The organism is Helicobacter labacensis (assembly GCF_003660285.1).
GTDB lineage: Bacteria > Campylobacterota > Campylobacteria > Campylobacterales > Helicobacteraceae > Helicobacter > Helicobacter labacensis.
Window position 1 is genome coordinate 1 of sequence record NZ_QXQQ01000015.1, and the last position, 21,354, is coordinate 21,354.

The window sequence follows — 21,354 nt, forward strand, 5'->3', positions numbered from 1 at the left end:
TACCCCCACACCCATCAAGGTCTTAAATTGAAAAAAGTCCCCCTCCTTAACCCGCCTATAAGCCCACACCATAAACAAGATAGAGAGGATGACATTCAAACTCATCTGCACTCTAAAAACTCTGTCATCTGTGTGGCTAAATCACTAACTACATTCTCTGCAGACCCTTGAAAAAAGTTAATCACCTTAGCAAAGAAACTCCCTGCAGGATATTTATCTACCATGCCTCCTCCCTGTGTTACGATTTAACTCCATTTTCAACCCCTCTAACCTACTCATCGTGCTAGCATTGAAATCTTTGATAGCAGCAATGCCCTCCAACTTCTGCAAAGTTTCTCTCTTGCTCTCAGTATAGACATAGGGACTTTCTAAATGCTAAAGCCCTTTCTGTAATTCTCCTTGATCGCACTCACATAGAATGCGCCAAAGAAGTAGAGTTTATCCCAGCCTAAAAACAACTCTAATCTATCTCCAAACTTGGGCACTTTAGAATTAGTCGCAAGTTTTATATTCAGGGTATCTGGATTGTCTCTCTCATAGTCGGTATAATCTAAGCTTTCTACCAACAAAGACGCGCCCTTGATACGCCATTGAGGGGTCAAGCGTCGCATTAAAACCCCCATGGGGGGAGAATGTCTGTGGCAATCTCTTCTACTTCAAACACGGGCAAGATCACGCGCTCCCCACCTGCAAAGACATCAATGTCTAAAAGCGCGATGTTTGCCAATAAAAACGCGTTGTAACCACTCTGGTAACCATTTTGCACAATCTCCCCATAGTGCTTGAAATAGATGCTATCCCATCGATCGCCTTGTTTGGCAATGTATTCATTCATGCGCTAGCTCCTGAGCAAATATTTCATAGGCTTTGGCTAAAAGCCGCGCATTTTGCTCTTGGGCGATGAGATTAAAAGGTTTAGTTCTAAAATAAAACACCTGCGAGCCCCTAGGACTTCTTTGGCGACTATGGCTATAGAGTGTGCTTGAACTGGTGGTGATCCCAGCAAAACTTTGGGCGCGTCTTGTAGCTAAAAAGCCCTTATTGCGCACCTTTGTCTCCCCTCTTTTAGCTCCCAAAAAGCCCCCTTGGATGAAGAGATGATCCCGTGGTCCTAACTTCACCAACACTCCCGTGCGCTTTTGGAGGCGTTTAAAGCGGTTTAAACTGAGCTTGTAAATGGCGTTTCTAATGGTAACTTCTAAGGTGTCTATTTGAGATTTTTTCGTCTTAGTCAAGCGTCTTATCGTCTTATTAGAGAGACTATAGCGCGTTCTAATGAGTTGTCTTTGCACTTTAGAAGTCTTAGTTAAAGTGCGGTTGAGCGCATTGTTACAAAAACGCGCCATGTCGTGGTAAAGCCCATCTATTTGCATGCTCATCTTCAATCATCTTTATAAGAGTATTGCCCAATGCCTGCCTGCTTGATTGCCCCCGCAATGCTATGAGGATCGCCTTGGGTGTAGATGTTGATGGTTTGGGTGTTGTTGGAGTTGATCGAGCGGCTATCTGTGGTGTTTTGTGTGCTCTTTTGGGGACTAAGCGCGCTATAATCAAAGCTCCCTAACACGGGCAGGGCGCTTTGTTTGTCCTGCCCGGGTGTTTGTAGGGTGGGCAAAGTGAGTTTAGAAGTGTCGGTCAAAATATTCTTTTCCTCACCCCCAAAACCTAAAAATCCTGCCACCTTGCCTAGCACCCCGCTAAAGATGTTTTGATACCACTCCACCACCTTGCCTAAAAACTCTAATACGGGGCTTAACCACTCCAAAAGTCCCTGCCAAATAGATACAATACTCTCTTTCAATCCCCCAAAGAGTTCTCCCATACTCCCCACACTCACCCCAAACAAGTTTAAAAGCTTGACAATGCCACTCCCTAAAAGCTCAAAAAACCAAGAAAACACAGAAACCACAGGGCTTAGCACTGAGCCAATCGCGCCAAACACCGCTACCAATCCCTCCCAAAAGCTAGCCATCTTGGCTTTTAAGCCCTCCCAGATTTGGGCTAACCACGCCTTCACCACATCCCAGTGCTCCACCAAAGCATATACCGCCACTCCAATCAGGGCAATTGCAAGCCCAATACCCGAGCTCATCCAAGCTAAACGCATCAGCTTCATCGCCCCGCCAAAGAGATTAGCCGCTAACACAGAGGTGAGCCCAAATACCCTAGTTGCTACACTACTTAAAGTAATTTGCCCGGTCAGCAGTCTATAACTCTCTATCGGACAAGCAAGGTTTTAGGTGCAAGCAAGGTTTTAGGTGTGAGCATCCAAACTCTGTGTAATTGGGAAAAGAGAGATTTATTGAAGCCTGATAGTTTCACTAAAGGTGGAGAGCGCAGATACAAGTTAGAAACTTTGAAAAGCATTAATAAGAACATCGTGTTTTGCAATGACAAGCGCAAGACTATCGCTTACGCTCGTGCGTCTAGTGCTGATTAAGGAGGATTAATTAGACAGGCACAAGTCTTAGAACTCTATTGCTCAGTTACTAGGCTTTAGCTATGAAGTGATCCAAGACTTAGGATCTAGAATGAATTATTATGGGAAGGGTTTGACCAAGCTTTTAAATCTCATTTAGAGGGTGAACCATCCGCTTGCTACCATTGCACTCTAGTTATTTTGCCTCTCCGTATTGTTATTGATGCTCGTGCTTGCTTGGACAAACACAAAGTGAATAGCGCATGGGCAAAAGATTTCTAAATTGCGCTTGACTTGTGCGCTGTGGTATCCCATTCTTCCATTTCATCGCCCAAAACCTCCGCTTTGATACCACCAATTAGAGATTGCAGAGAGAAAACTCATCGGCGAACGCACCAGTGGCTTACAAGTCCTCGCTTGTCCACCAAGAAAATGGGGAAAGAGAAGGGGTTAAAGCTACGCATAGATCAGCAGAGCGTACATAAAGTGGGATTAACAACATCCGACCAGCAAAAAACCCACAAACACCCCCACAAACCGCTCCGCTGTCAAAATAGGTAGCCATCTCCAGAGGATTACAACGCGAGCGACCTCAATATTATCACGATTCCCTATCCCCACCAATAGACCAGTTAGCCCTTGCGTTTTTCTACAATCTCCTTGGCGATGTTAGCGGGCACTTCGCCATAGTGATCGAACTCCATAGAATAAGTCCCACGCCCCTGTGTCGCTGAACGCAAATCGGTAGAGTAGCCAAACATCTCCACCAAGGGCACAAAAGCATTCACAATTTTAAGCCCTAATCTGTCATCCATCGCGTTGATCTGCCCCCTACGGCGGTTCAAATCCCCGATCACATCTCCCATATACTCCTCAGGCACTTCCACTTCCACTTTCATCATAGGCTCTAAGAGCACAGGGTTTGCTGCACGGCTAGCTTCTTTAAAAGCCATCGATCCAGCGATTTTAAACGCCATTTCAGAGGAGTCCACCTCGTGGTAACTCCCATCATAGAGCGTTACCTTAAAATCCACCACCGGGTAGCCTGCCAAGACCCCACTTTGCATCGCCTCTTGGATGCCCTTGTCCACTGCCGGGATATACTCTTTAGGGATCACTCCCCCACTAATTTCATTGACAAATTCATACCCGCTACCCGGGTCTTTGGGCTCAAGCTTGATGAAGACATGCCCATATTGCCCACGCCCACCAGATTGTTTGGCGTATTTATGCTCTTTTTGCACCGCGCTTCTAATGGTCTCCCTAAACGCCACTTGGGGTTGCCCCACCTCTGCTTCTACCTTGAATTCGCGTTTCAAGCGATCCACGATGATCTCTAGGTGCAACTCACCCATGCCCCCAATCAAAGTTTGCCCCGTTTCTTCTTGGGTCATCACCCTAAAACTAGGGTCTTCTTCAGCCAACTTGCCTAAAGCCACGCCCATTTTTTCTTGATCCGCCTTAGTCTTGGGCTCTACAGCGATATGAATCACCGGCTCAGGAAACTCCATGCGCTCCAACACCACCGGACTTTTCTCATTACAAAGAGTGTCCCCCGTCAAGGTGTCTTTGAGTCCTACAAAGGCGCAAATCTCACCAGCGTAGACCTCTTTAATGTCCTCGCGCTTGTTAGAGTGCATTTTCAAAAGCCGTCCCACGCGCTCTTTTTTATCCTTAGTGGAGTTGTAAATATAGCTCCCCGATTCTAATTTACCCCGATAAGCGCGCACAAAAGTGAGTTGCCCCACAAAGGGATCGGTCATGATTTTAAAAGCCAACCCGGCAAAATCCCCCTCATCGCTAGATTGCACCTTGATCTCTTCTTCGTTTCTAGGGTCTATGCCCTTGATGTCGGCTACCTCTGTAGGGGCAGGCAGGTAGTCAATCACCGCATCTAGCAAAGTTTGCACACCCTTATTTTTAAAAGAAGATCCACAGAGCATGGGAATGAGTGCCATATTCAAACATCCGATTTTAATGGCGCGCTTGATCTCCTCCACACCCAAATCCTCGCCTGCTAGATACTTTTCCATCAAAACTTCATCGTGTTCAGCCACCGCTTCTAAGAGTTTGTCGCGATATTCTTGAGCTTTTGCCTGCAAATCGCTAGGGATGTCTTGCACCTCGTATTTAGCCCCCATCGCCTCGTTATTCCATACAATCGCTTTCATGGCGACTAGATCGATCACGCCGACAAAAGTGTCTTCTGCGCCAATAGGGATATTGATGGGCACGGGGTTAGCTTTTAAGCGTTCCTTAATTTGATTCTCCACGCTGTAGAAATTTGCCCCGATGCGATCCATTTTATTGACAAAGACGATGCGGGGCACGCCGTATTTATTGGCTTGCCGCCACACGGTTTCGCTTTGGGGTTGCACCCCACCCACTGAGCAAAATACCGCCACAGCCCCATCCAGCACGCGCATGGATCGCTCCACTTCAATGGTGAAATCCACATGCCCGGGGGTGTCTATCAAATTAATTTGGTGGTCTTGCCAAAAGCAGGTGGTAGCCGCTGAAGTGATGGTGATCCCACGCTCTTTTTCTTGTTCCATCCAGTCCATAGTCGCCGCGCCGTCATGCACTTCGCCAATCTTGTGGCTGACACCGGTGTAAAACAAGATTCTCTCTGAAGTGGTGGTTTTGCCCGCATCAATATGGGCGGCGATCCCAATATTTCTAATTCTCTCTAGGGGTGTTTTGCGTGCCATAAGCCTCCCTTACCAGCGGTAATGCGCGAAGGCTTTATTCGCCTCTGCCATTTTGTGGATTTCTTCTTTCTTTCTAAACGCCGCGCCCTTATCACTAGCCGCGTCCAATAACTCATTAGCCAACTTATCCACCATCACGCGCTCGTTGCGCTTGCGCGTGGCTTCTAAAATCCAGCGGATGGAGAGAGATTGTTGGCGCGCTGGGCGCACCTCTATGGGCACTTGGTAAGTTGCCCCACCCACACGCCTAGATCGCACCTCTAATAGGGGCTTGACATTTTCTAAGGCTTTTTCAAAAACCTCAATGCCTTTTTCCCCACTTTTCTCCTCAATCTTTTGCAAGGCAGCATAAATGATCTTCTCTGCTACACTTCTCTTGCCATCGTACATCATTTTGTTGATGAATTTAGTGATCACCTTGCTATTGTAAACCGGATCCCCCAACACTTCCCTCACCGGTGCTCTCTTTCTTCGCATGTCCTACCTTTATTTTTTCTTTTCTGCGCCGGCTTTGGCTTTTTTAGCCCCGTATTTGCTACGAGAAACCGATCGTTTATTCACCCCGGCTGTGTCTAACGCCCCACGCACAATGTGGTATTTTACCCCGGGCAAGTCTTTTACCCTGCCCCCTCTAACTAGGACAATGGAGTGTTCTTGCAAATTATGCCCTTCCCCAGGAATATAACTGATGACTTCAAACTTGCTAGTGAGGCGCACTTTGGCGACTTTTCTTAAGGCTGAATTAGGTTTTTTGGGTGTGGTGGTATAAACCCGTGTGCAAACCCCCCTTCTTTGAGGGCATTCCACCAAAGCGGGCGATTTGGTCTTTTTGAGGATTTTCTTCCTTTCTTTGCGGATCAATTGGTTGATAGTAGGCACTGCTTCCCTTTTTAAATAAGTTCAAAAACGCCCATTATACACTAAAAAATCTTGATTTTAACTTCACCCACAAGAGAAGCGCAAGAGCAGAGAGATTTCTGCGGATCTTATAGCGATCCCCGCACCTTTATGCGAATCAGCACAAAAATCTAAACATCTGAAAATACTATTCTTCATTGTCCTTGAGACTTAACAACCCCCCCACCACAGCCCCTACACCGGCACCTACCAAAGTGCCTACCAAAGGCACCATAGAACCTAAAAAGCCCCCAATGGCAAAACCGGCTAAGGGCTTGGGGACCTTGGGGGGTTTGGAGTTTGTTGGGTTATTTTGCATCTTACAAGGTTATTTTAACTTTTTCATTGTCTGTTCAGCCATACCCGCGGTAACCGCAGATACAGTTCTGCAAAGCCACCCAACAAGCTCTGTTGAGCCTTCGTATTTCTTTTTATTCGCTTCAGTCCTCGCCTTGATGTCCTCTAATTTTTGCAATCTGTCATCCATGTTGTCTTCCTAATCCAACAACCTTACCGCTTCTTGGTAAAGCATAAAATTTTTCACCACCCAATCTTTGAGTTGATCCACCTTATGCGTGGATACGCCCATCTCTTTGGCATAAGAGTAGATGGTATCTCGTTCATTGTCATGCCAACGGCTATCGGCTAGTGCCACAGAGGTTAATTCTAGCAATACGGCATGTTTGGCGTGGTTGGTGTTAAAGAGTTTACCCAGCTCGCTTAAAGGCACTTCTTTTTCACTAATGCCATACTCGCATTGCTTTTTGATCACATCCAGCGCGCCTAGTTGCAATTCATGCAACACGCCATCGGCTTCAATGACTTTTCTAGCCAAATACAAAAACACTTGTTGTTGTTCAACACTCAAATCTTGGATAAACATGTTTGTTTCTTGTGGGTTTAAAGTTTTAAGCCCATTTGCCAGAGCCTTTAAGCTCTACGGCGATTGTGTCTGCCTTGACATCCCAAGAGCTATTATCTGCTGGATTGCAGCTCGAACAAACCGGCACAACCCACCAACTGCGCTCATCGTCCAAATACACATGCGCGCCCCGATCGGCACTATTAGAACAGCCATAAATACAGCATTTTGGGCTAGATTTGCCGGTTTCCTTCTTCCAAAACTCAATCCACGAACGCTCAACTTTGGGTCTGTGGTTGGTCGTATTCGTGATATGCGTAATGGCAGTGAAAGTCCTTTTACCCATTTGTTACTCTCTTTTCTAAGTTTAGACACCTATTATACAGAGCCATAGAAAGAGAGTCAAGGGGTCTTGGGGGTGGGTAAAACCACTACTAAAGATTTTAGCCTGTTTCCTGCAAAACAACGACTCCCCCACCACTAAAAACCCATACCCCAATAAAACAAACAGGCAACGCCCTACAATCCAGTCCCATAGATTTGCTCTTGAATAAAAATACTCCATAATCCACGATGCCTTAATAACACCAACAATGCCAAAGAACACATGTTCATGGCTAAGGATAAAGCCAAATTGGGCAAAAATCCTTGTCTGCACACTTGAATAACACCACAGCACCACTTTTTTATCCCAAAGAGGGATACAACGCCTTCAAGATCTAGCCATGGGGTTATGCTGTGCGCTGGTGATAAACATAGCGTATTTCAAAATCTTTGTCATGCCGTGCCAACACTCTCTTCTGCCCTCTTTGACACTTCAATGGCACATTAAGCTCCCAAATGGCTTTGCTTATTAGACCTCCTTCTAAGCCTTTGCTTTCTCTTGTAGATGTGTTGCATCGTATTGCTGGTATGTAAGGCGCGTTTGTGCTATACTCTGCGCTTTTGGGGGATGTTGAGAAAAAGGGGTGTGATGGAATTTTTAGGCTTTATGGCGGTGTTTGTGGTGGTGTGTCTGCTCTTTTTCAAGCCCGCTTGTGAAAAATTAGCCTTTGGAATTTTTGTAGTGGCGTGGTTGGTGGAGTTAGTAATGTTTGTCGCGCACACTTCTAACTTCTTCCCCAATGTGAATTTATAGGGGTCTTATGCAACAAACTCGAACTTTTTACTTCCTCTTTTCTTTAGCCATTATTGGGATTGTTTCTTTGCCAGTAGGGATTGGCAATCTTGTGCTGGGCTTTATTTATGGAGATTCGCCCTGTATCCAGTGTTGGGCGGAGCGCCAAAGTATGGTGTATGTGGGCTTGGCAGGGCTGTTTATCTTGCGCTATGGCTTGAAACCCAAATACCTAGCGATCTTACTCTTAGTGGTGGCGGGGGGTTTATATCAAAGCTTTTACCATTATGGCAACCACGCGCTAGAAGATGTGGGGCAGGGTTTTGCGCTTTCTATTTTGGGATTACACACGCAATTTTGGGCGCATGTGGTCTTTTGGTTTGTGGTGTTGATCTTAGGGGGGTTATTGCTCTTTGCGCCCAGTTTTCAAACCTTAGCTCAAGAGGGGGGGAGCAGGCGTTCTTATCGCGATTTGAGCAAGGCGAACTCTTGGGCATTTCTCATCGTGGGCGTGATTGCCATCACAAACATGGTGCAGGCTTTTATCTCTACTGGACCCTTCCCCTATCTAGGGCAGGGCGATCCCATCCGCTTTTCTTGGAATTTCAAAGAAAATGTATGGAGCGCGCAAAATTGGAAGCACATGGGCTTTCCTAGAGCTTGGGGTAAAAGAATCATAGAACCCCCCATTTTAGCCGATGACAAACATGCATGGGATCGTGATTACCATAACGCCCCTCTGCAAATCCACAAAACACTCCCCTTGCGATCCCAAAAAACCCTCTCTTTAGCCCTAAATGCCCCCATTAGCGATCTTTTATTCTTAAGCGCGCCCATCACCCCCATTAAAGCCCCCCTTAATCCTTTAGCTGTGCTCACCAAAAGTCAGGGTTGCGCTCCCCTCCAACAAAACAACGCCCCCTATTTCTCCCCGGACACTTTCGCTGGGGATAATGCGCTATTAAAAAATACCTTTTTGATCGGCACGCAAAAAGAAGGCTTTTATGTGGTGGATAAAGACCTAAAGAGCATTTTGGCGCATTTTGTGTTGGATAAATACTATTCTGCCACCATAGAGAATTTTGTAGGCGTGAATATGGTGGGCAATATCATTAGAGTGATGGGACAAAATAAGAGCAGTGCAGATGTGCGCTACAACCCCAAAACGGGGAATAATTTCGCACAATTCTTGCAAGGGGCGCACCAATTTGAAGAATTAGGGCGTAGCCGTTTGCGCACAAGTCGAGCTTCCACCTCCTATGTATTGAGCGCGCGTAGCGATGGCACTTACACTTATATGTTGAGTGTGCCTAATGCGCGCTATAAAAATTTGATCTTAATTAGCATGTTGGATCAAGATTTGGGCTTGAATTCTGAGCGCATCGTGCAAGCCACCACCAACACCCCCCTAAAACCCCAACGCCATTTAGGCGAATTTTACATCACCGGGCTAGCCCTCTATCAAGGCAAGTTATTAGCCTTGAGCAAAGCGTTCAATACTTTATTGGTGATCGATCCAGCTAGCGCGCAGGTGTTAGATGCCTATGGCTTGCCTAGCCAGATTAGCAACCCTAGCGCACTCGCCTTAGTGGATGATGCACTTGTGGTGGTGGGCTATGAAAAGGGGCAAAATGTCTTTTACACTTTGGATCTTGCTGGTTTTTCTCCCAATCTAACCCCCATTGTGGATCAAAGCCATAAAGCCCCAGAATTGCACTCTCAAGGGTGCTAGATCAAACTTTTGAGCAAAGTTATAAAGGGCGCGCTGATGGGTGTGGGGGTGTGGGTGGCTTGAGAAATAAAACCTAGCTTAACTTGCATACAAAAAAGGCGCGCGCTCTGAGGGGCAACTCTTAGCACCTCTTGTTCTAAGATCACGCTCACTCTTTTGAGCTCTTTTAATCTTGTAAGCACCTCTAGAGTGTCGCCCAATTTGCCCGGGGCAAAAAATTGCGCTTGCAGGGATTGCACCACAAAAAAGCCTTGTTGATCGTAGGGGCTAAGCTCATTGGCAAAAAATATCTCGCTTCTAGCCCGCTCGCAGTATTTTAAATAATTAGCGTGGTAGATGATCCTGCCACAATCCGTATCTTCGTAATAAACCCTAAAACGCATGCCACCCCAAAAATGACTTAAAAGTTTTAATTCTATCTAAATAAAGTAAACATTAAACCTTGCTGTGCTAGAATGTGGCTTTTTTTATTCCAACAGAAAGGAGCCTTAAGTGAATAACTTCTCCAAGTTAGGCTTTATTCTAGCCGCTTTAGGGAGTTCCATAGGATTAGGACACATCTGGCGTTTTCCTTACATGGCCGGTACAAGCGGTGGGGGTGGCTTTGTGATTTTGTTCTTGATCCTCTCTCTCACCATAGGGCTCACGATGTTGATTGCAGAAATGGTGATAGGGCAGAGCACCCAAAAGGATGTCGCGGCTGCTTTTGCTGAGCTAGACCCCCACCCTGAGCGCAAAACTTGGCGTTATGCTGGGCTGATGCTCTTTACTGGACCCATCATCTTAACTTTTTATGGAATCGTGCTAGGCTGGGTGTTTTACTATTTGGGGGTGGTGAGTTTTAACTTGCCCACAGATGTCAAAGCCTCAGAGCAGATCTTAACCAATCTCTTGGGTAACTCCATTGGCACGCAGGTTATCGGGCTGGCTATCACCCTCTTGCTCAGTGCTTGGGTGGTCTCTAGGGGGGTTAAAGATGGCATTGAAAAGCTCAATTTTGTTTTAATGCCTTTGTTATTCATCATCTTTATAGGCTTGCTCATCTATGCCTCAACCCAAAGCTCTTTCCATAAAGCTCTAGATTTCATGTTTGGGATTCGCATCGCCGAGTTTAACCAAAAAGTCTTTGTGAGCGCGCTAGGGCAGGTGTTTTTTGCGCTGAGTTTGGGTATAGGAATCAACATCGCTTATGCTTCTTCCACGCATTACAAACAAGATCTGCTCAAAAGCGCGATTTGGATTGTCTTGCCCGGCATTGCGATCTCTTTAATGGCTGGCTTGATGATCTTCACCTTCGTGTTTGAATACGGGGCTAACCCCTCCCAGGGGGCAGGACTCATCTTTGTCTCCCTGCCTGTGGTGTTCTCCAAAATGGGGGCGATGGGGAGTGTGGTGTCTATCTTGTTTTTATGCGCTCTAGCCTTTGCAGGGATCACCTCTACCATCGCGCTTTTAGAACCCCCCGTGCAGTATTTAGTGGATAAGAATTATTCGCGTTTTAAGGCGACATGGGCACTCACAGGGGCGGTTTTTGTGGTGGGTGTGGTGTTGATCTTCTCTTTGAATGCCAAATATGGGGCACATCTGAAATTTTTTGGCAAAAGCCTCTTTGATCTAACCGACTTTTTTTCCACATCCATTTTAATGCCCTTTTGGGGGTTGGTGTCTGTGCTCTTTGTGGGCTGGGTGGTGAGCAGGACAAAACTCTATGCGGTGAGCTTGCACTTTTTAAGCCGCTGGATGTTTTCCGTGTGGGTGTTTTTGCTCAAATTCATCGCGCCGGTTGTGATTTTGGTGATTTGGGTGAAGATTTTACAGGGCTAGTATGGGCTTTTCTAAATTAGGTTTCATCTTAGCCACTTTGGGGAGCTCTATTGGGCTAGGGCATATTTGGCGCTTTCCTTACATGGCTGGGAGCAATGGGGGGGGGGGCTTTTGTCCTGCTCTATTTGGGTCTCACCCTCACTTTGGGGGTAGCCATGCTCTTGGTGGACATGGTGATTGGCAACTTGGGGCGTAAAGATGTGGTCTCTTGTTATGAACACCTCAACACCAAACATAAAAAAGTGTGGGCTTGGAGCGCTTTTTTGCTCTTGGGCGGTCCTATTATCATGTCTTTTTATGCGGTGGTGTTGGGCTGGATTCTCTATTATCTGCTCAAAGTGAGTTTCAACCTGCCCGCTTCTTTGCAAGCAGCCAAACAAACCTTTAGTGTGTTGAGTTCTAGTGATCTGGCATGGCAAATTGGGGGCTTTAGTCTTTGGTTGTGGCTCACTGTGTGGATCGTCTCTAAGGGGATCAAAGAGGGGATCGAGCGCTTAAGTCTGTGGCTGATGCCTCTTTTGTTCCTCATCTTCATCGGCTTGCTTTTTTATGCCATGACCTTGCCCAGCTTTTCTAAGGCACTCGTCTATATGTTTAGCTTTGATGCTAGCAAGATCACTCCCAAGGTGTTATTAGAAGCCCTAGGGCAGATGTTCTTTTCTTTAAGTTTGGGGGTGGGCACTATTACCACCTACGCGGCTTTCACGCGTTCTAATGAGAATCTCTTAGGCAGTTCGCTATGGGTGGTTTTGCCCGGCATTGGGATTTCTCTTGTAGCAGGGCTTATGATCTTCACCTTTATTTTTAACTTCAATGGCGAGCCCTCTCAAGGAGTGGGGTTAGTCTTTATTTCCCTGCCCTTAATTTTCCATAGCATGGGTGCTGTAGGCTCCCTGATTGCCTTTTTATTCTTTTTAGCTTTGATCTTTGCGGGGATCACTTCTACGGTGTCCTTGATCGAGCCTGCGATCCTCTATTTGATGCACCGCTTGAAGTGGAGTCGTTTCAAAGCGTCTTATTTGGTGGGACTAGGGATTTTTCTTTTGGGCTTGTTGGTGATTTTCTCCATCCATAAGGATTATGCCAAGACTCTAACCTTCTTTCATAAGAGTGTTTTTGATTGGGCGGATTTCATCACCTCTTCGGTGCTAATGCCCTTGGGGGGGTTATTTTCTTTGATCTTTCTAGGGTGGTTCATGCATAAAAAACGCCTGTATAAAGCTAGTGCGCGTTTTTTAAGCCGTCCTGCCTTTTTGGTGTGGTTTTTTAGTGTGCGCTTTATCGCCCCTGTGGTGGTGGTGCTGATCCCCTGTTTGCCATTTTTCAAAAGTGCGTAATCTTGTTTTAGCCCTGGGCTGTTGTCTTTTTTATCTAAAGGGCGAAGGATTTGAAGGGCGCTTGAGTAAATCCCAACTCAAAAACACGGGTTACACCAGCGCGCCCTTTGATGACTTTTACAAGCCGGATTTTTACCGACTCAAAAACAGCTGGGAAGTTGCCCCTAGAAAACCCAAAAAATCTCATCCCTTGCTTGATTTTGCCAAAAAATACTTGGATATTATGGAACACCGTGGGACTTACTTTATGCCTTTTTACCACAGTTTTACCCCCATTTACCAGTGGTATCACCCCGACATCAACCGCTACCAAAGCACAGAATTTAAATTCCAAGTGAGCTTTAGAGTGCCCGCCTTTAAGAATTTTCTCTTCACCACCGGCACACTCTATTTAGCCTACACCCAAACTAACTGGTTTCAAATTTACAACAACCCCCAAAGCGCGCCCATGCGCATGGTCAATTACATGCCTGAGCTCATTTATGTCTACCCTCTCAATATCCCCTTTTTTACTAAGAAGATGGGGTATCTGAGTGAGTTTTGGATTGGTTGGCAACATATTTCCAATGGTATTGGAGGCAGGCAGTGCTACCAACCTTTTAAAAATGGGAATCCCACTGATGCCTTTCCGGGAACACCCGTTCACATTACAGAAGAGAATAAGCAAATCATCGTCCAGCAGGGGGGGCTTGATGGGGGTTGCCGCTCAGTGAGTGCGGGGCAACGCCCGGTATTCAAACTCACATGGCAAAAGGGGGGGCTCAAAATTAGAGTTGGTTACTGGCCCTACATCCCCTATAACCAATCTAATCCCAATTTGATCGCCTACATGGGTTATGGGAATGCCTTGATCGACTATAGGCGGGGTCGGCATCATTTTGAAATGCGTATTTACGATCTCTTCACGCAGTATTGGCGTTATAAACGCTGGCATGGCGCAATCCGCATTGGTTACACTTTTAGAATTAACCCCTTTGTGGGCTTTTACATGCAGTATTTTAATGGCTATGGCGATGGACTTTATGAATACGATGTCTTTTCTAACCGCTTTGGGGTGGGGATTCGCCTCAATCCTTAAAGGGGGTTCTTATGGACTTTTTAGAACACAAAAGCGTGCTCATTACAGGGGGCACGGGGAGTTTTGGCAAGGCATGCACGCGCGCGCTGTTGCAAAAACATAATCCTAAAAAAGTCATCATTTATAGCCGTGATGAACTCAAGCAATACGAGATGGCGCGCCACTATAGCGATCCTAGAATGCGTTTCTTTCTGGGCGATGTGCGCGATAAGGATCGACTCTGTGCGGCGATGCAGGGGGTGGATGTCTGTATCCATGCCGCAGCACTCAAACATGTCCCCATTGCCGAATACAACCCTCTAGAGTGTATCAAAACTAATATCTTGGGGGGGAGTTGTGTCATTGAGGCGTGTTTGCAAGCCCAAGTAGGGCATGTAATCGCTTTGAGCACTGATAAGGCGAGCAACCCCATTAATCTCTATGGCGCGACTAAGCTTTGTAGCGACAAACTTTTTACCAGCGCCAATAACATGAAAGGCAAGGCGCGCACAAAATTTAGCGTGGTGCGCTATGGGAATGTGGTGGGGAGTAGGGGGAGCGTGGTGCCCTTTTTCAAATCGCTTGTGGCGCAAGGCGCGCCAAGTATTCCTATCACTGACACGCGCATGACGCGCTTTTGGATCACACTAGAAAAGGGGGTGGATTTCGTGCTCAAAAGTTTAGAGCGCATGCATGGAGGAGAAATCTTTGTGCCTAAAATCCCCAGCATGCAGATCGTGCAACTAGCTAAAGCCCTTGCCCCCCATCTGCCCCTAGAGATTATAGGCGTGCGTCCCGGGGAGAAATTGCACGAAGTGATGATTAGCTCAGATGACAAAGCCCTAGAATTTGCACACTTCTACATCTTAGAACCGGCGATTTCCTTCCAAACCCCCATAGATTACCGCAAAACCCTACTGGGGGAGTGCGGGGTGGAGGTGGCTGAGGGTTTTAGCTACAATAGTTTAGATAATCCGGATAAGCTAGACGCACCCACCCTCTTAAACATGATCGCAAGCCTAGATCACCATGCTTGACACCTTAGATTGGCTTTATGCTACTACACCCCTCAAGGGCAAGCGGATTTTATTATTGGTGAGTGGGTCTATTGCGGTTTATAAGTCCTTAGAATTGGTGCGCGTGTTTATGAAAATGGGCGCGCAGGTGCGCGTGGTGATGAGCGCAAGCGCATGCCAATTTGTCCAGCCTCTGAGTTTTGAAGCTTTAAGCCATGCTAGCGTGCTCACCCCCAGCACGGAACGCTGGAATTTACAAGAGGGGCTATGTACCAACCACATTAGCTATGCCACATGGGCGCATTTAGTGGTGGTTGCCCCGGCTAGTGCCAACACTGTAGCCAAACTCGCTCATGGTTTAGCAGATAATGTGCTGTGCAGCGCGTTTTTAGCCAGCCACGCGCCCAAGATTCTAGCCCCTAGCATGAATACCCAGATGTTGCTAGCGCGCCCCACTCAAGAAAATTTAGCGCGTTTAAAGGCTTTGGGCTGTGAGATTATAGAGCCTAGAGTGGATTTGCTCGCGTGCAACACCACAGGCAAGGGCGCGATGGCGCAAGTGTTAGAGATCGTGTGTGCGGGGGTGCGCGCGCTAGAACACACACCCTTTTGGCAGGACAAAGAGGTGGTGGTTACAGGGGGGGGGAGTGTGGAGAACATTGATGCGGTGCGCTGTATTTCTAATCATTCTAGCGGTTTGCAAGCTAGTGCGCTAGCCCTAGCTCTCTATTTCAAAGGCGCGCGGGTGCGCTTGGTTTCTAGCATTTTTCCCCTAGCCTTGCCCGCTAGCATAGAATGTATCGCCGTTAAAAGCGCGCAAGACTATTTAGAGGCATTGCAAGCTAGACAAGACCTTAAAAACCCTCCACTTTTATTCATGCTCGCTGCCATCAGCGACTACAAACCCGCTCAAACCCATGCGGGCAAACTCAAAAAACAGGATTTAGGCGCGCGTTGGAATTTGGAATGTGTGCAAAATGTGGATATATTGCGCGCCCTACAGGGATTTTATAAAATCGCTTTCAAGGCGGAAGAAAATCTAGAGCAAGGCTTGTACAACGCCCAAAAACTCTTAGAGAGTGTTCAAAAGGGAGGGAAGGGGTGTGCTGTCGTGTGTTTGAATACCTTGGAGCAAAACCCCTTTGGATCGCTAGAAAACCAAATGTATTTTTTAAGTGCGCGGGTATGTCGCCGCAGCGCGCGCATAGACAAGCTCCGCTTGAGTTTTGAGATTTTGGATTTTGTGCAAGCGCAAATACAAGACGATTTTTAAGAACTGTATTTGTTTTAGCTAATTTTATGCCCATTCCCTCCCCTAGTAAACTCAAAAGCACCTATTCAAAACGATGGTATGTCCCGAAACAATGAAGGCATTAGGCAACCACAAAGAAGTCTTTTGGATGCAATATAGCTTTTTCACCCCGGGCTATCAAGAAGACGCCACACAGCACGACCCCCAAGCCTTGTATGGATATTCCCCATTACCCTAGCATGGTGCTTAGGGGTGTGATTGTGGCTAATACCTCTGTGCGCGCCGTGTCCACCAAGCTAGCCTATTACGCCACACAGCAAGATTACCCCTCTAATCTATGGCAAAACTCCATGATCTTTGCGGACACGCCAGTGCTCATCACGCATTACAATAAAGCTAAAACTTACGCCCTTATCCAATTTGCTATCGCATCGATGCGATGTCTGACTTGTATGCGCACATTAGAAAATGAGGGTTAACTTCTGGCTTTAGGGGGGGTGGTAAGAATCCCTGAGAGCGCGATCAAGCCCATGCCTACTCCCTCTAGTGCTCCTAGCCAGTGATCCCCCAACATGATCCCAAAGATCACGCTCCAAACCAAGCGGGTGTAATTCATAGGGGAGATCAAGCCCGCTGGGGCGTTCATATAAGCCTTAGTCAAAAAATATTGTCCACAAGCCCCAGAAAGCCCAATCCCAGCTAGCACCCATACATCCCAGTGCCACCAAGCCCCCTCAAAGCGCATAGGGTGGTAGCCAGAAGATAGGGGGGGCAGGTGGATTAAAAAGCCCAAAAACCCCAAAGCACTCATGCACACACTGAAGATAAAAACCACAAAAGCCCCATCGTAATATTCTTTCAGGCGGTATAAACTTGTGTAGGCGATGGCGACTAATAAACCATTGAGCACACCGCATAGCACCTGCGCTTGTGTTAGCCCGCTGGTGTTAGGGTTGGCAATACAGATCACCCCCAATAAACCCAAAAAGCCAGCCAAGAATAAGCGCAAGCCCACAGGCTCTTTGAAAATAAAGGCGGCGATGATAATAGCATAAAGGGGCGCGCTTTGGTTAAAGGCGGTGGCTGTGCCTAGTGGCATGGTACTGATATTGTAACAAAACAAGACCATGCCTATTGCTCCAATCATCATGCGTCCTAGCAATAACCACCCTCCCCCCCTTTTATGCGCTTTGAAACTAAAGGGTTTGAAGTAATAAAACAAGAGTAAAAAGACAAGCATAAAGGTGGAACGATAGAACACATTCTCTAAGGGCGAGTAATAGCCACTCATCACCTTGATCAAGGCGCTCATGATCCCCAAATTCAGCGCGCTCAAAGCCATGTAAAATAAACCCAATTTGACATTCACGCGATCGCTCCCAAGAGCGCATACTAACACAAAATTTACAACGGCTTAGAGCGGGTTTTGGCATAAGCAATGCCTAGCACCCCCAATAATAAGAGCAAGAGCAACCCAAAGTGCAAAGCTAATCCCTCTAGCTTGCCAAAAACACGCAATAGATTGATCTTGGGGTAGTTTGTGATCCAAGAGGCGTAGTGATCCCAGCTCAAAGCCACCAAGCTTGCCCCTACAATATTGCCCACTCCCACCACAATAAAATGCGCCTGCCCTTGCATCGCCTTATACATCCAACCGCATTCACACCCCCCAGCAAGCACAATCCCTAAACCAAAGAGCAAGCCCCCTAGAAAAATCCCCGGAGAAGCCCACATAATTTTAGGGGGCACGCCCAAATTGATGTAACTAAAAACCCCTATGCTAGAGACCATCATGCCCACCACCAGCGCGCAGACCATCCCACTTTTACCCCAAAGAAACAGATCTCTAAAGGCGTTGGTGAAACAAATTTGCGCCCTAGCTACGATAAAGCCAAAACCCAAACCAAAGCCTAATGCACAGGCTAATTTGGCGTTAGAAAAAAGCGCGCCATACGCTATCCATGCTAACACGAAGATAAAGATCACAACCCCCAATCCCCTCCCCAAAGGCACGCTATACCCCTGAGTGCCAAGATCGCAGGCATGCGCGCACACCTTCACCCCCCCATAAACCCCCAATAGGGTAGCCACAGTGAAAAACCACGCATGCAGGCTAAATTGGGGGATTCCGGTTAAAAAACTCGCCAAATTGCAACCCATGCCAAGCCTAGCCCCAAAGCCAGCTAGCACCCCGCCTACAAATGCCCTTAAAGCCTGTTGGTAGCTAGCAAACCACACAAATCGAAGACTCCCCGCCCAAGCACTCGCACAAAACACCCCGGCAAACATACCAAGCAACATCATCCCATCGATGCGATCTAGGGGTGTGCCATGCAAACCGATGATGTGGAAATAGCCCAGTGTGTGGGTGTTGACACCTAGAGCACCCAAGAGATGCCCGCCCCAACGGGTAAACTCCCCGGTTAGTGCCCAATAAGTGCCTAGCAAACCAAAATAATAAGCAGAGCCGATGCTCAAAGCCATAATGGCTGACCAATAACCCCATGGGCGCACAAAGCACCCATGCCAAAATCTCCCCAAATACACCAAAACAACCACCTCTGATTAAAGTGCGCTTGGTCCCCAAGCCTCCAGAGTCCCCAAAATCCTAGCGTTCAATCATCTCATAACCCAAGCCCTGCTTGGTGAGTTCCTCCAAAAAGGGATCGGGATCGAGTTGCTCTAAATTGAACACGCCCTTAGAGTTTTCTCCCCCCCAAATGCCCTTACAAATCATCATCGCCCCCACTACAGCGGGCACGCCCGTGGTGTAGCTAACAGCTTGCGAACCCACTTCCTCATAGCATTTTTGGTGATCGCAGACATTGTAAATATAGAGCTTTTTTTCTTGCTTGTTCTTGCTCCCATGGATATAGCACCCGATATTGGTTTTACCCGTAGTCTTGCCCGCAAGGTTGGCTGGATCGGGCAAGAGTTGTTTTAGCACCTGAATGGGCACAACCTGCGCGCGCCCCCCTTGCGTAGTAGGCACTTCCACGGGCTCAATATTGAGCATACCCACATTAGCCAAACAGCGCATATGATTCAAATAATTCTCTGAAAAAGTCATGAAGAAACGAATCCGCTTCAAGCCCTTAATGTGTTTGACTAAGGACTCCAACTCCTCATGGTAGAGCAGATACGAGTCGCGCTCGCCAATCCCCGGATACGCCCAAGTTTGCTTGATTTCTAGGGGTTTAGTTTCCACCCAAGCCCCATTGTCATAGTAACGCCCCGGAGCACTCACCTCTCTTAAATTGATCTCTGGATTAAAATTGGTCGCAAAAGGGTATGGGTGGTTACCTGCGTTGCAATCCAAAATATCAATGTTGTAAATCTCATCAAAATAATGCTTTTGGGCGTAGGCACAAAAGACATTGGTAACCCCGGGATCAAAACCACTCCCCAGCAAACCAAAAATCTGGGCTTCTTTAAAAGCCTTGTCAAACGCCCACTGTTCCTTGTATTCAAAACCCGCCACATTGGGGTGTTCGTAATTAGCGGTGTCTAGATAGTTGGTCTTGGTTTGTAAGCAAGCTTGCATGATGGCTAAATCTTGGTAGGGTAGAGCGACATTGATCACCACCTTAGGCTGGTGTTTTTCAATGAGGGCGACCACCTCCTGCACGCTGTCCGCATCCACCTGTTCGCACACCACCTCGCCCAAACCCCTCGCCTTGACATCCCCAGCGATCTGTTGGCATTTAGCAAGGGTGCGGCTAGCCAACACCACTTTATTAAAAATTTGGCGATTTTGACACAGCTTGTGGGCAACCACGCTACCAACTCCCCCAGCCCCAATCTGCAAGACACTGAACATTTCTTCCCTTTTGGATAACACGATCTAGATGTGCTATTATAGGATAAATATTTTACGCTTTAATTAAATGGAGGTAAGCGGTGAACACAATCTCTTTAGATGTCTATGGGACTCTGGTGTGCATGGTGGGGGTGTTATTATTGGGGCGTTGGATCATCTCTAAGATCAAATTCCTGCGCGATTACGACATCCCTGAGCCGGTGGTGGGGGGAGTGTTGGTGGCTTTAGCTGTCTTGATCGCGCATAAATTTTACGATTTTAAATTGGTGTTGGACTCTTCTTTAAAAACCCCGCTTATGCTCACTTTCTTTATCACCATTGGTCTAAGCGCGGATTTTGCCTCTTTGAAAAAGGGGGGCAAAATGCTAGGCATTTTTGTCGCGGTCGTGGGGGTGTTTGTGGTGGTGCAAAACGCTGTGGGGGTGGGGATTGCTAGCCTCATTGGAGCTAATCCTTTGATGGGACTCTTGGGGGGCTCGATCTCGCTCATTGGCGGGCATGGCACCAGCGCGGCGTGGTCTGATGTCTTTGTCAAAGCCCCCCACAATTTTGCTGAAAGCCTAGAGGTTTCTATCACTTGCGCGACCTTTGGATTAGTGAGCGGGGGGCTCATTGGCGGACCTGTGGCGCGTTATTTGATTAAGAAATACAGGCTAGAACCCAGCCAGCAAGATAGGGAGCGCATGGAGCAAGAGCCCCCCAGTGTCTTTGAAACTCCCAAAAAAGAACGCTTGATCACCGCAAGCAGTTTCATAGAGAGTTTAGCCCTAGTGAGCATCGCGTTATTAGTGGGCACTCTGATCTCTAAGATGGCGCATGTCAAGGTGGGCGGGGTAACCTTGCCCACCTTTGTATGGTGCTTGTTTGTGGGGGTAGTGTTGCGCAATGTGCTCTCTTATTCTAAAATTCATAAGGTTTTTGATCGCGAAGTGAGCGTGATTGGGAATGTGAGCCTCAATCTCTTTTTGGCTTATGCTTTGATGAGTATCGATTTGCTCAAACTCGCGCATTTAGCTTTACCCATTATGATTATTTTGAGCGTGCAGGTGGTGGTGATGATTCTCTATAGTATTTTTGTAACCTTTAGAGTCTGTGGCAAAAATTACGATGCGGCGGTTTTGAGCGCGGGGCATTGTGGCTTTGGTTTGGGCGCAACCCCCACCGCGATGGTGAACATGCAAACTATCACCACCCACTATGGGCATAGCCATGTCGCCTTTCTAGTCGTGCCCTTAGTGGGGGCGTTTTTTGTGGATATTATCAACGCGGTCGTGATCAAAAGCTTTTTAGCTCTGCCCTTATTCCACTGA

24 protein-coding genes and 3 pseudogenes are annotated in these 21,354 nt (G+C 47.2%); 10 read left to right on the plus strand and 17 right to left on the minus strand.

The window, feature by feature from the left end:
- The 5 genes and pseudogenes from EAO33_RS09465 to EAO33_RS05570 all read right to left on the minus strand — a co-directional run.
- Nucleotides 1-128: pseudogene (locus EAO33_RS09465) on the minus strand (P-type conjugative transfer protein TrbL); the annotation flags it as partial.
- A 240-nt stretch (nucleotides 129-368) separates the two neighbouring features.
- Entirely contained in the window at nucleotides 369-611 is a 243-nt protein-coding gene (locus tag EAO33_RS05555; protein WP_120945765.1) for a hypothetical protein, read from the minus strand.
- A complete protein-coding gene (locus EAO33_RS05560) occupies nucleotides 611-835 on the minus strand; it encodes a tail protein X (RefSeq protein ID WP_120945767.1) in 225 nt (74 codons plus the stop codon). Before EAO33_RS05560 ends, EAO33_RS05555 begins: the two co-directional genes overlap by 1 nt.
- On the minus strand, nucleotides 828-1,373 hold the full coding sequence (locus EAO33_RS05565; RefSeq protein WP_162982212.1) for a hypothetical protein: 546 nt from the start codon (nucleotides 1,371-1,373) through the stop codon (nucleotides 828-830). The genes EAO33_RS05560 and EAO33_RS05565 overlap by 8 nt, the downstream gene beginning before the upstream one ends.
- 8 nt (nucleotides 1,374-1,381) lie before the next feature.
- Nucleotides 1,382-2,146, minus strand: coding sequence for a hypothetical protein (locus tag EAO33_RS05570; RefSeq protein WP_120945771.1), 765 nt, complete (start codon nucleotides 2,144-2,146; stop codon nucleotides 1,382-1,384).
- Between the two features lie 63 nt (nucleotides 2,147-2,209).
- Here EAO33_RS05570 and EAO33_RS05575 point away from each other — a divergent pair.
- A pseudogene (locus EAO33_RS05575) lies at nucleotides 2,210-2,576 on the plus strand (MerR family transcriptional regulator); the annotation flags it as partial.
- A gap of 475 nt (nucleotides 2,577-3,051) precedes the next feature.
- On the opposite strand, the gene fusA reads toward EAO33_RS05575, so the two are convergent.
- The 8 genes from fusA to EAO33_RS05605 form a co-directional block, all read right to left on the minus strand.
- Entirely contained in the window at nucleotides 3,052-5,130 is a 2,079-nt protein-coding gene (gene fusA, locus EAO33_RS05580) for an elongation factor G (protein ID WP_120945773.1), read from the minus strand.
- A 9-nt stretch (nucleotides 5,131-5,139) separates the two neighbouring features.
- Nucleotides 5,140-5,607 carry a 30S ribosomal protein S7 gene (rpsG, locus tag EAO33_RS05585; protein ID WP_120945775.1) on the minus strand — a complete coding sequence of 156 codons (468 nt, stop codon included), beginning with the start codon at nucleotides 5,605-5,607 and terminating at the stop codon, nucleotides 5,140-5,142.
- A gap of 9 nt (nucleotides 5,608-5,616) precedes the next feature.
- Complete coding sequence (gene rpsL / locus EAO33_RS05590; protein ID WP_013468810.1) at nucleotides 5,617-6,009, minus strand: 30S ribosomal protein S12; 393 nt, start codon at nucleotides 6,007-6,009, stop codon at nucleotides 5,617-5,619.
- Between the two features lie 166 nt (nucleotides 6,010-6,175).
- A complete protein-coding gene (locus EAO33_RS09070; RefSeq protein WP_162982213.1) occupies nucleotides 6,176-6,346 on the minus strand; it encodes a glycine zipper domain-containing protein in 171 nt (56 codons plus the stop codon).
- A 9-nt stretch (nucleotides 6,347-6,355) separates the two neighbouring features.
- Nucleotides 6,356-6,514, minus strand: coding sequence for a hypothetical protein (locus EAO33_RS09075; protein WP_162982214.1), 159 nt, complete (start codon nucleotides 6,512-6,514; stop codon nucleotides 6,356-6,358).
- A gap of 9 nt (nucleotides 6,515-6,523) precedes the next feature.
- A complete protein-coding gene (locus EAO33_RS05595) occupies nucleotides 6,524-6,910 on the minus strand; it encodes a molecular chaperone DnaJ (RefSeq protein WP_120945777.1) in 387 nt (128 codons plus the stop codon).
- 25 nt (nucleotides 6,911-6,935) lie between these two features.
- Nucleotides 6,936-7,235: a hypothetical protein gene (locus EAO33_RS05600; protein WP_120945779.1), complete on the minus strand. Its 300-nt coding sequence runs from the start codon at nucleotides 7,233-7,235 to the stop codon at nucleotides 6,936-6,938.
- 21 nt (nucleotides 7,236-7,256) lie between these two features.
- Entirely contained in the window at nucleotides 7,257-7,571 is a 315-nt protein-coding gene (locus tag EAO33_RS05605) for a hypothetical protein (RefSeq protein ID WP_162982215.1), read from the minus strand.
- Between the two features lie 291 nt (nucleotides 7,572-7,862).
- On the opposite strand from EAO33_RS05605, the gene EAO33_RS09080 reads away from it, so the two are divergent.
- Together EAO33_RS09080 and EAO33_RS05610 are read left to right on the plus strand one after the other, a co-directional pair.
- Nucleotides 7,863-8,027, plus strand: a complete 165-nt coding sequence (locus EAO33_RS09080; RefSeq protein ID WP_162982216.1) for a hypothetical protein — start codon at nucleotides 7,863-7,865, stop codon at nucleotides 8,025-8,027.
- A gap of 7 nt (nucleotides 8,028-8,034) precedes the next feature.
- Nucleotides 8,035-9,738: a disulfide bond formation protein B gene (locus tag EAO33_RS05610; protein ID WP_120945783.1), complete on the plus strand. Its 1,704-nt coding sequence runs from the start codon at nucleotides 8,035-8,037 to the stop codon at nucleotides 9,736-9,738.
- Here EAO33_RS05610 and EAO33_RS05615 read toward each other — a convergent pair.
- Nucleotides 9,735-10,121 (minus strand): YbgC/FadM family acyl-CoA thioesterase, encoded by a 387-nt coding sequence (locus EAO33_RS05615; RefSeq protein WP_120945785.1) that lies wholly within the window; start codon nucleotides 10,119-10,121, stop codon nucleotides 9,735-9,737. The two genes, EAO33_RS05610 and EAO33_RS05615, sit on opposite strands and share 4 nt — an antisense overlap.
- Nucleotides 10,122-10,230: 109 nt before the next feature.
- Between EAO33_RS05615 and EAO33_RS05620 the strand changes: the two genes are divergently transcribed.
- The 6 genes and pseudogenes from EAO33_RS05620 to EAO33_RS05645 all read left to right on the plus strand — a co-directional run bounded on the left by EAO33_RS05620 (nucleotide 10,231) and on the right by EAO33_RS05645 (nucleotide 16,703).
- Complete coding sequence (locus tag EAO33_RS05620) at nucleotides 10,231-11,562, plus strand: sodium-dependent transporter (RefSeq protein WP_120945787.1); 1,332 nt, start codon at nucleotides 10,231-10,233, stop codon at nucleotides 11,560-11,562.
- A 1-nt stretch (nucleotide 11,563) separates the two neighbouring features.
- Nucleotides 11,564-12,899 (plus strand): annotated as a pseudogene (locus EAO33_RS05625) (sodium-dependent transporter).
- 61 nt (nucleotides 12,900-12,960) lie between these two features.
- Complete coding sequence (locus EAO33_RS05630; protein ID WP_407920467.1) at nucleotides 12,961-13,977, plus strand: phospholipase A; 1,017 nt, start codon at nucleotides 12,961-12,963, stop codon at nucleotides 13,975-13,977.
- Between the two features lie 11 nt (nucleotides 13,978-13,988).
- Nucleotides 13,989-14,993 carry a UDP-N-acetylglucosamine 4,6-dehydratase (inverting) gene (gene pseB, locus EAO33_RS05635; RefSeq protein WP_120945791.1) on the plus strand — a complete coding sequence of 335 codons (1,005 nt, stop codon included), beginning with the start codon at nucleotides 13,989-13,991 and terminating at the stop codon, nucleotides 14,991-14,993.
- Nucleotides 14,986-16,245 carry a bifunctional phosphopantothenoylcysteine decarboxylase/phosphopantothenate--cysteine ligase CoaBC gene (gene coaBC, locus EAO33_RS05640; protein ID WP_120945793.1) on the plus strand — a complete coding sequence of 420 codons (1,260 nt, stop codon included), beginning with the start codon at nucleotides 14,986-14,988 and terminating at the stop codon, nucleotides 16,243-16,245. The genes pseB and coaBC overlap by 8 nt, the downstream gene beginning before the upstream one ends.
- Before the next feature lie 194 nt (nucleotides 16,246-16,439).
- Nucleotides 16,440-16,703: an SH3 domain-containing protein gene (locus EAO33_RS05645; RefSeq protein ID WP_120945795.1), complete on the plus strand. Its 264-nt coding sequence runs from the start codon at nucleotides 16,440-16,442 to the stop codon at nucleotides 16,701-16,703.
- Here the strand turns inward: EAO33_RS05645 and EAO33_RS05650 are convergent.
- From EAO33_RS05650 to EAO33_RS05660, 3 genes are read right to left on the minus strand one after another with little or no spacing between them, the layout of a single operon-like run.
- Complete coding sequence (locus tag EAO33_RS05650) at nucleotides 16,700-17,593, minus strand: DMT family transporter (protein ID WP_120945797.1); 894 nt, start codon at nucleotides 17,591-17,593, stop codon at nucleotides 16,700-16,702. The two genes, EAO33_RS05645 and EAO33_RS05650, sit on opposite strands and share 4 nt — an antisense overlap.
- Before the next feature lie 35 nt (nucleotides 17,594-17,628).
- Nucleotides 17,629-18,783 (minus strand): selenium metabolism membrane protein YedE/FdhT, encoded by a 1,155-nt coding sequence (yedE, locus tag EAO33_RS05655; protein WP_328590017.1) that lies wholly within the window; start codon nucleotides 18,781-18,783, stop codon nucleotides 17,629-17,631.
- Nucleotides 18,784-18,832: 49 nt separating this feature from the next.
- The gene (locus EAO33_RS05660) at nucleotides 18,833-20,044 is read right to left on the minus strand and encodes a saccharopine dehydrogenase family protein (protein ID WP_120945799.1); all 1,212 of its coding nucleotides are present in this window, start codon (nucleotides 20,042-20,044) and stop codon (nucleotides 18,833-18,835) included.
- A gap of 80 nt (nucleotides 20,045-20,124) precedes the next feature.
- Here EAO33_RS05660 and gltS point away from each other — a divergent pair, with 80 nt between their 5' ends.
- Nucleotides 20,125-21,354 (plus strand): sodium/glutamate symporter, encoded by a 1,230-nt coding sequence (gene gltS, locus EAO33_RS05665; protein ID WP_120945801.1) that lies wholly within the window; start codon nucleotides 20,125-20,127, stop codon nucleotides 21,352-21,354.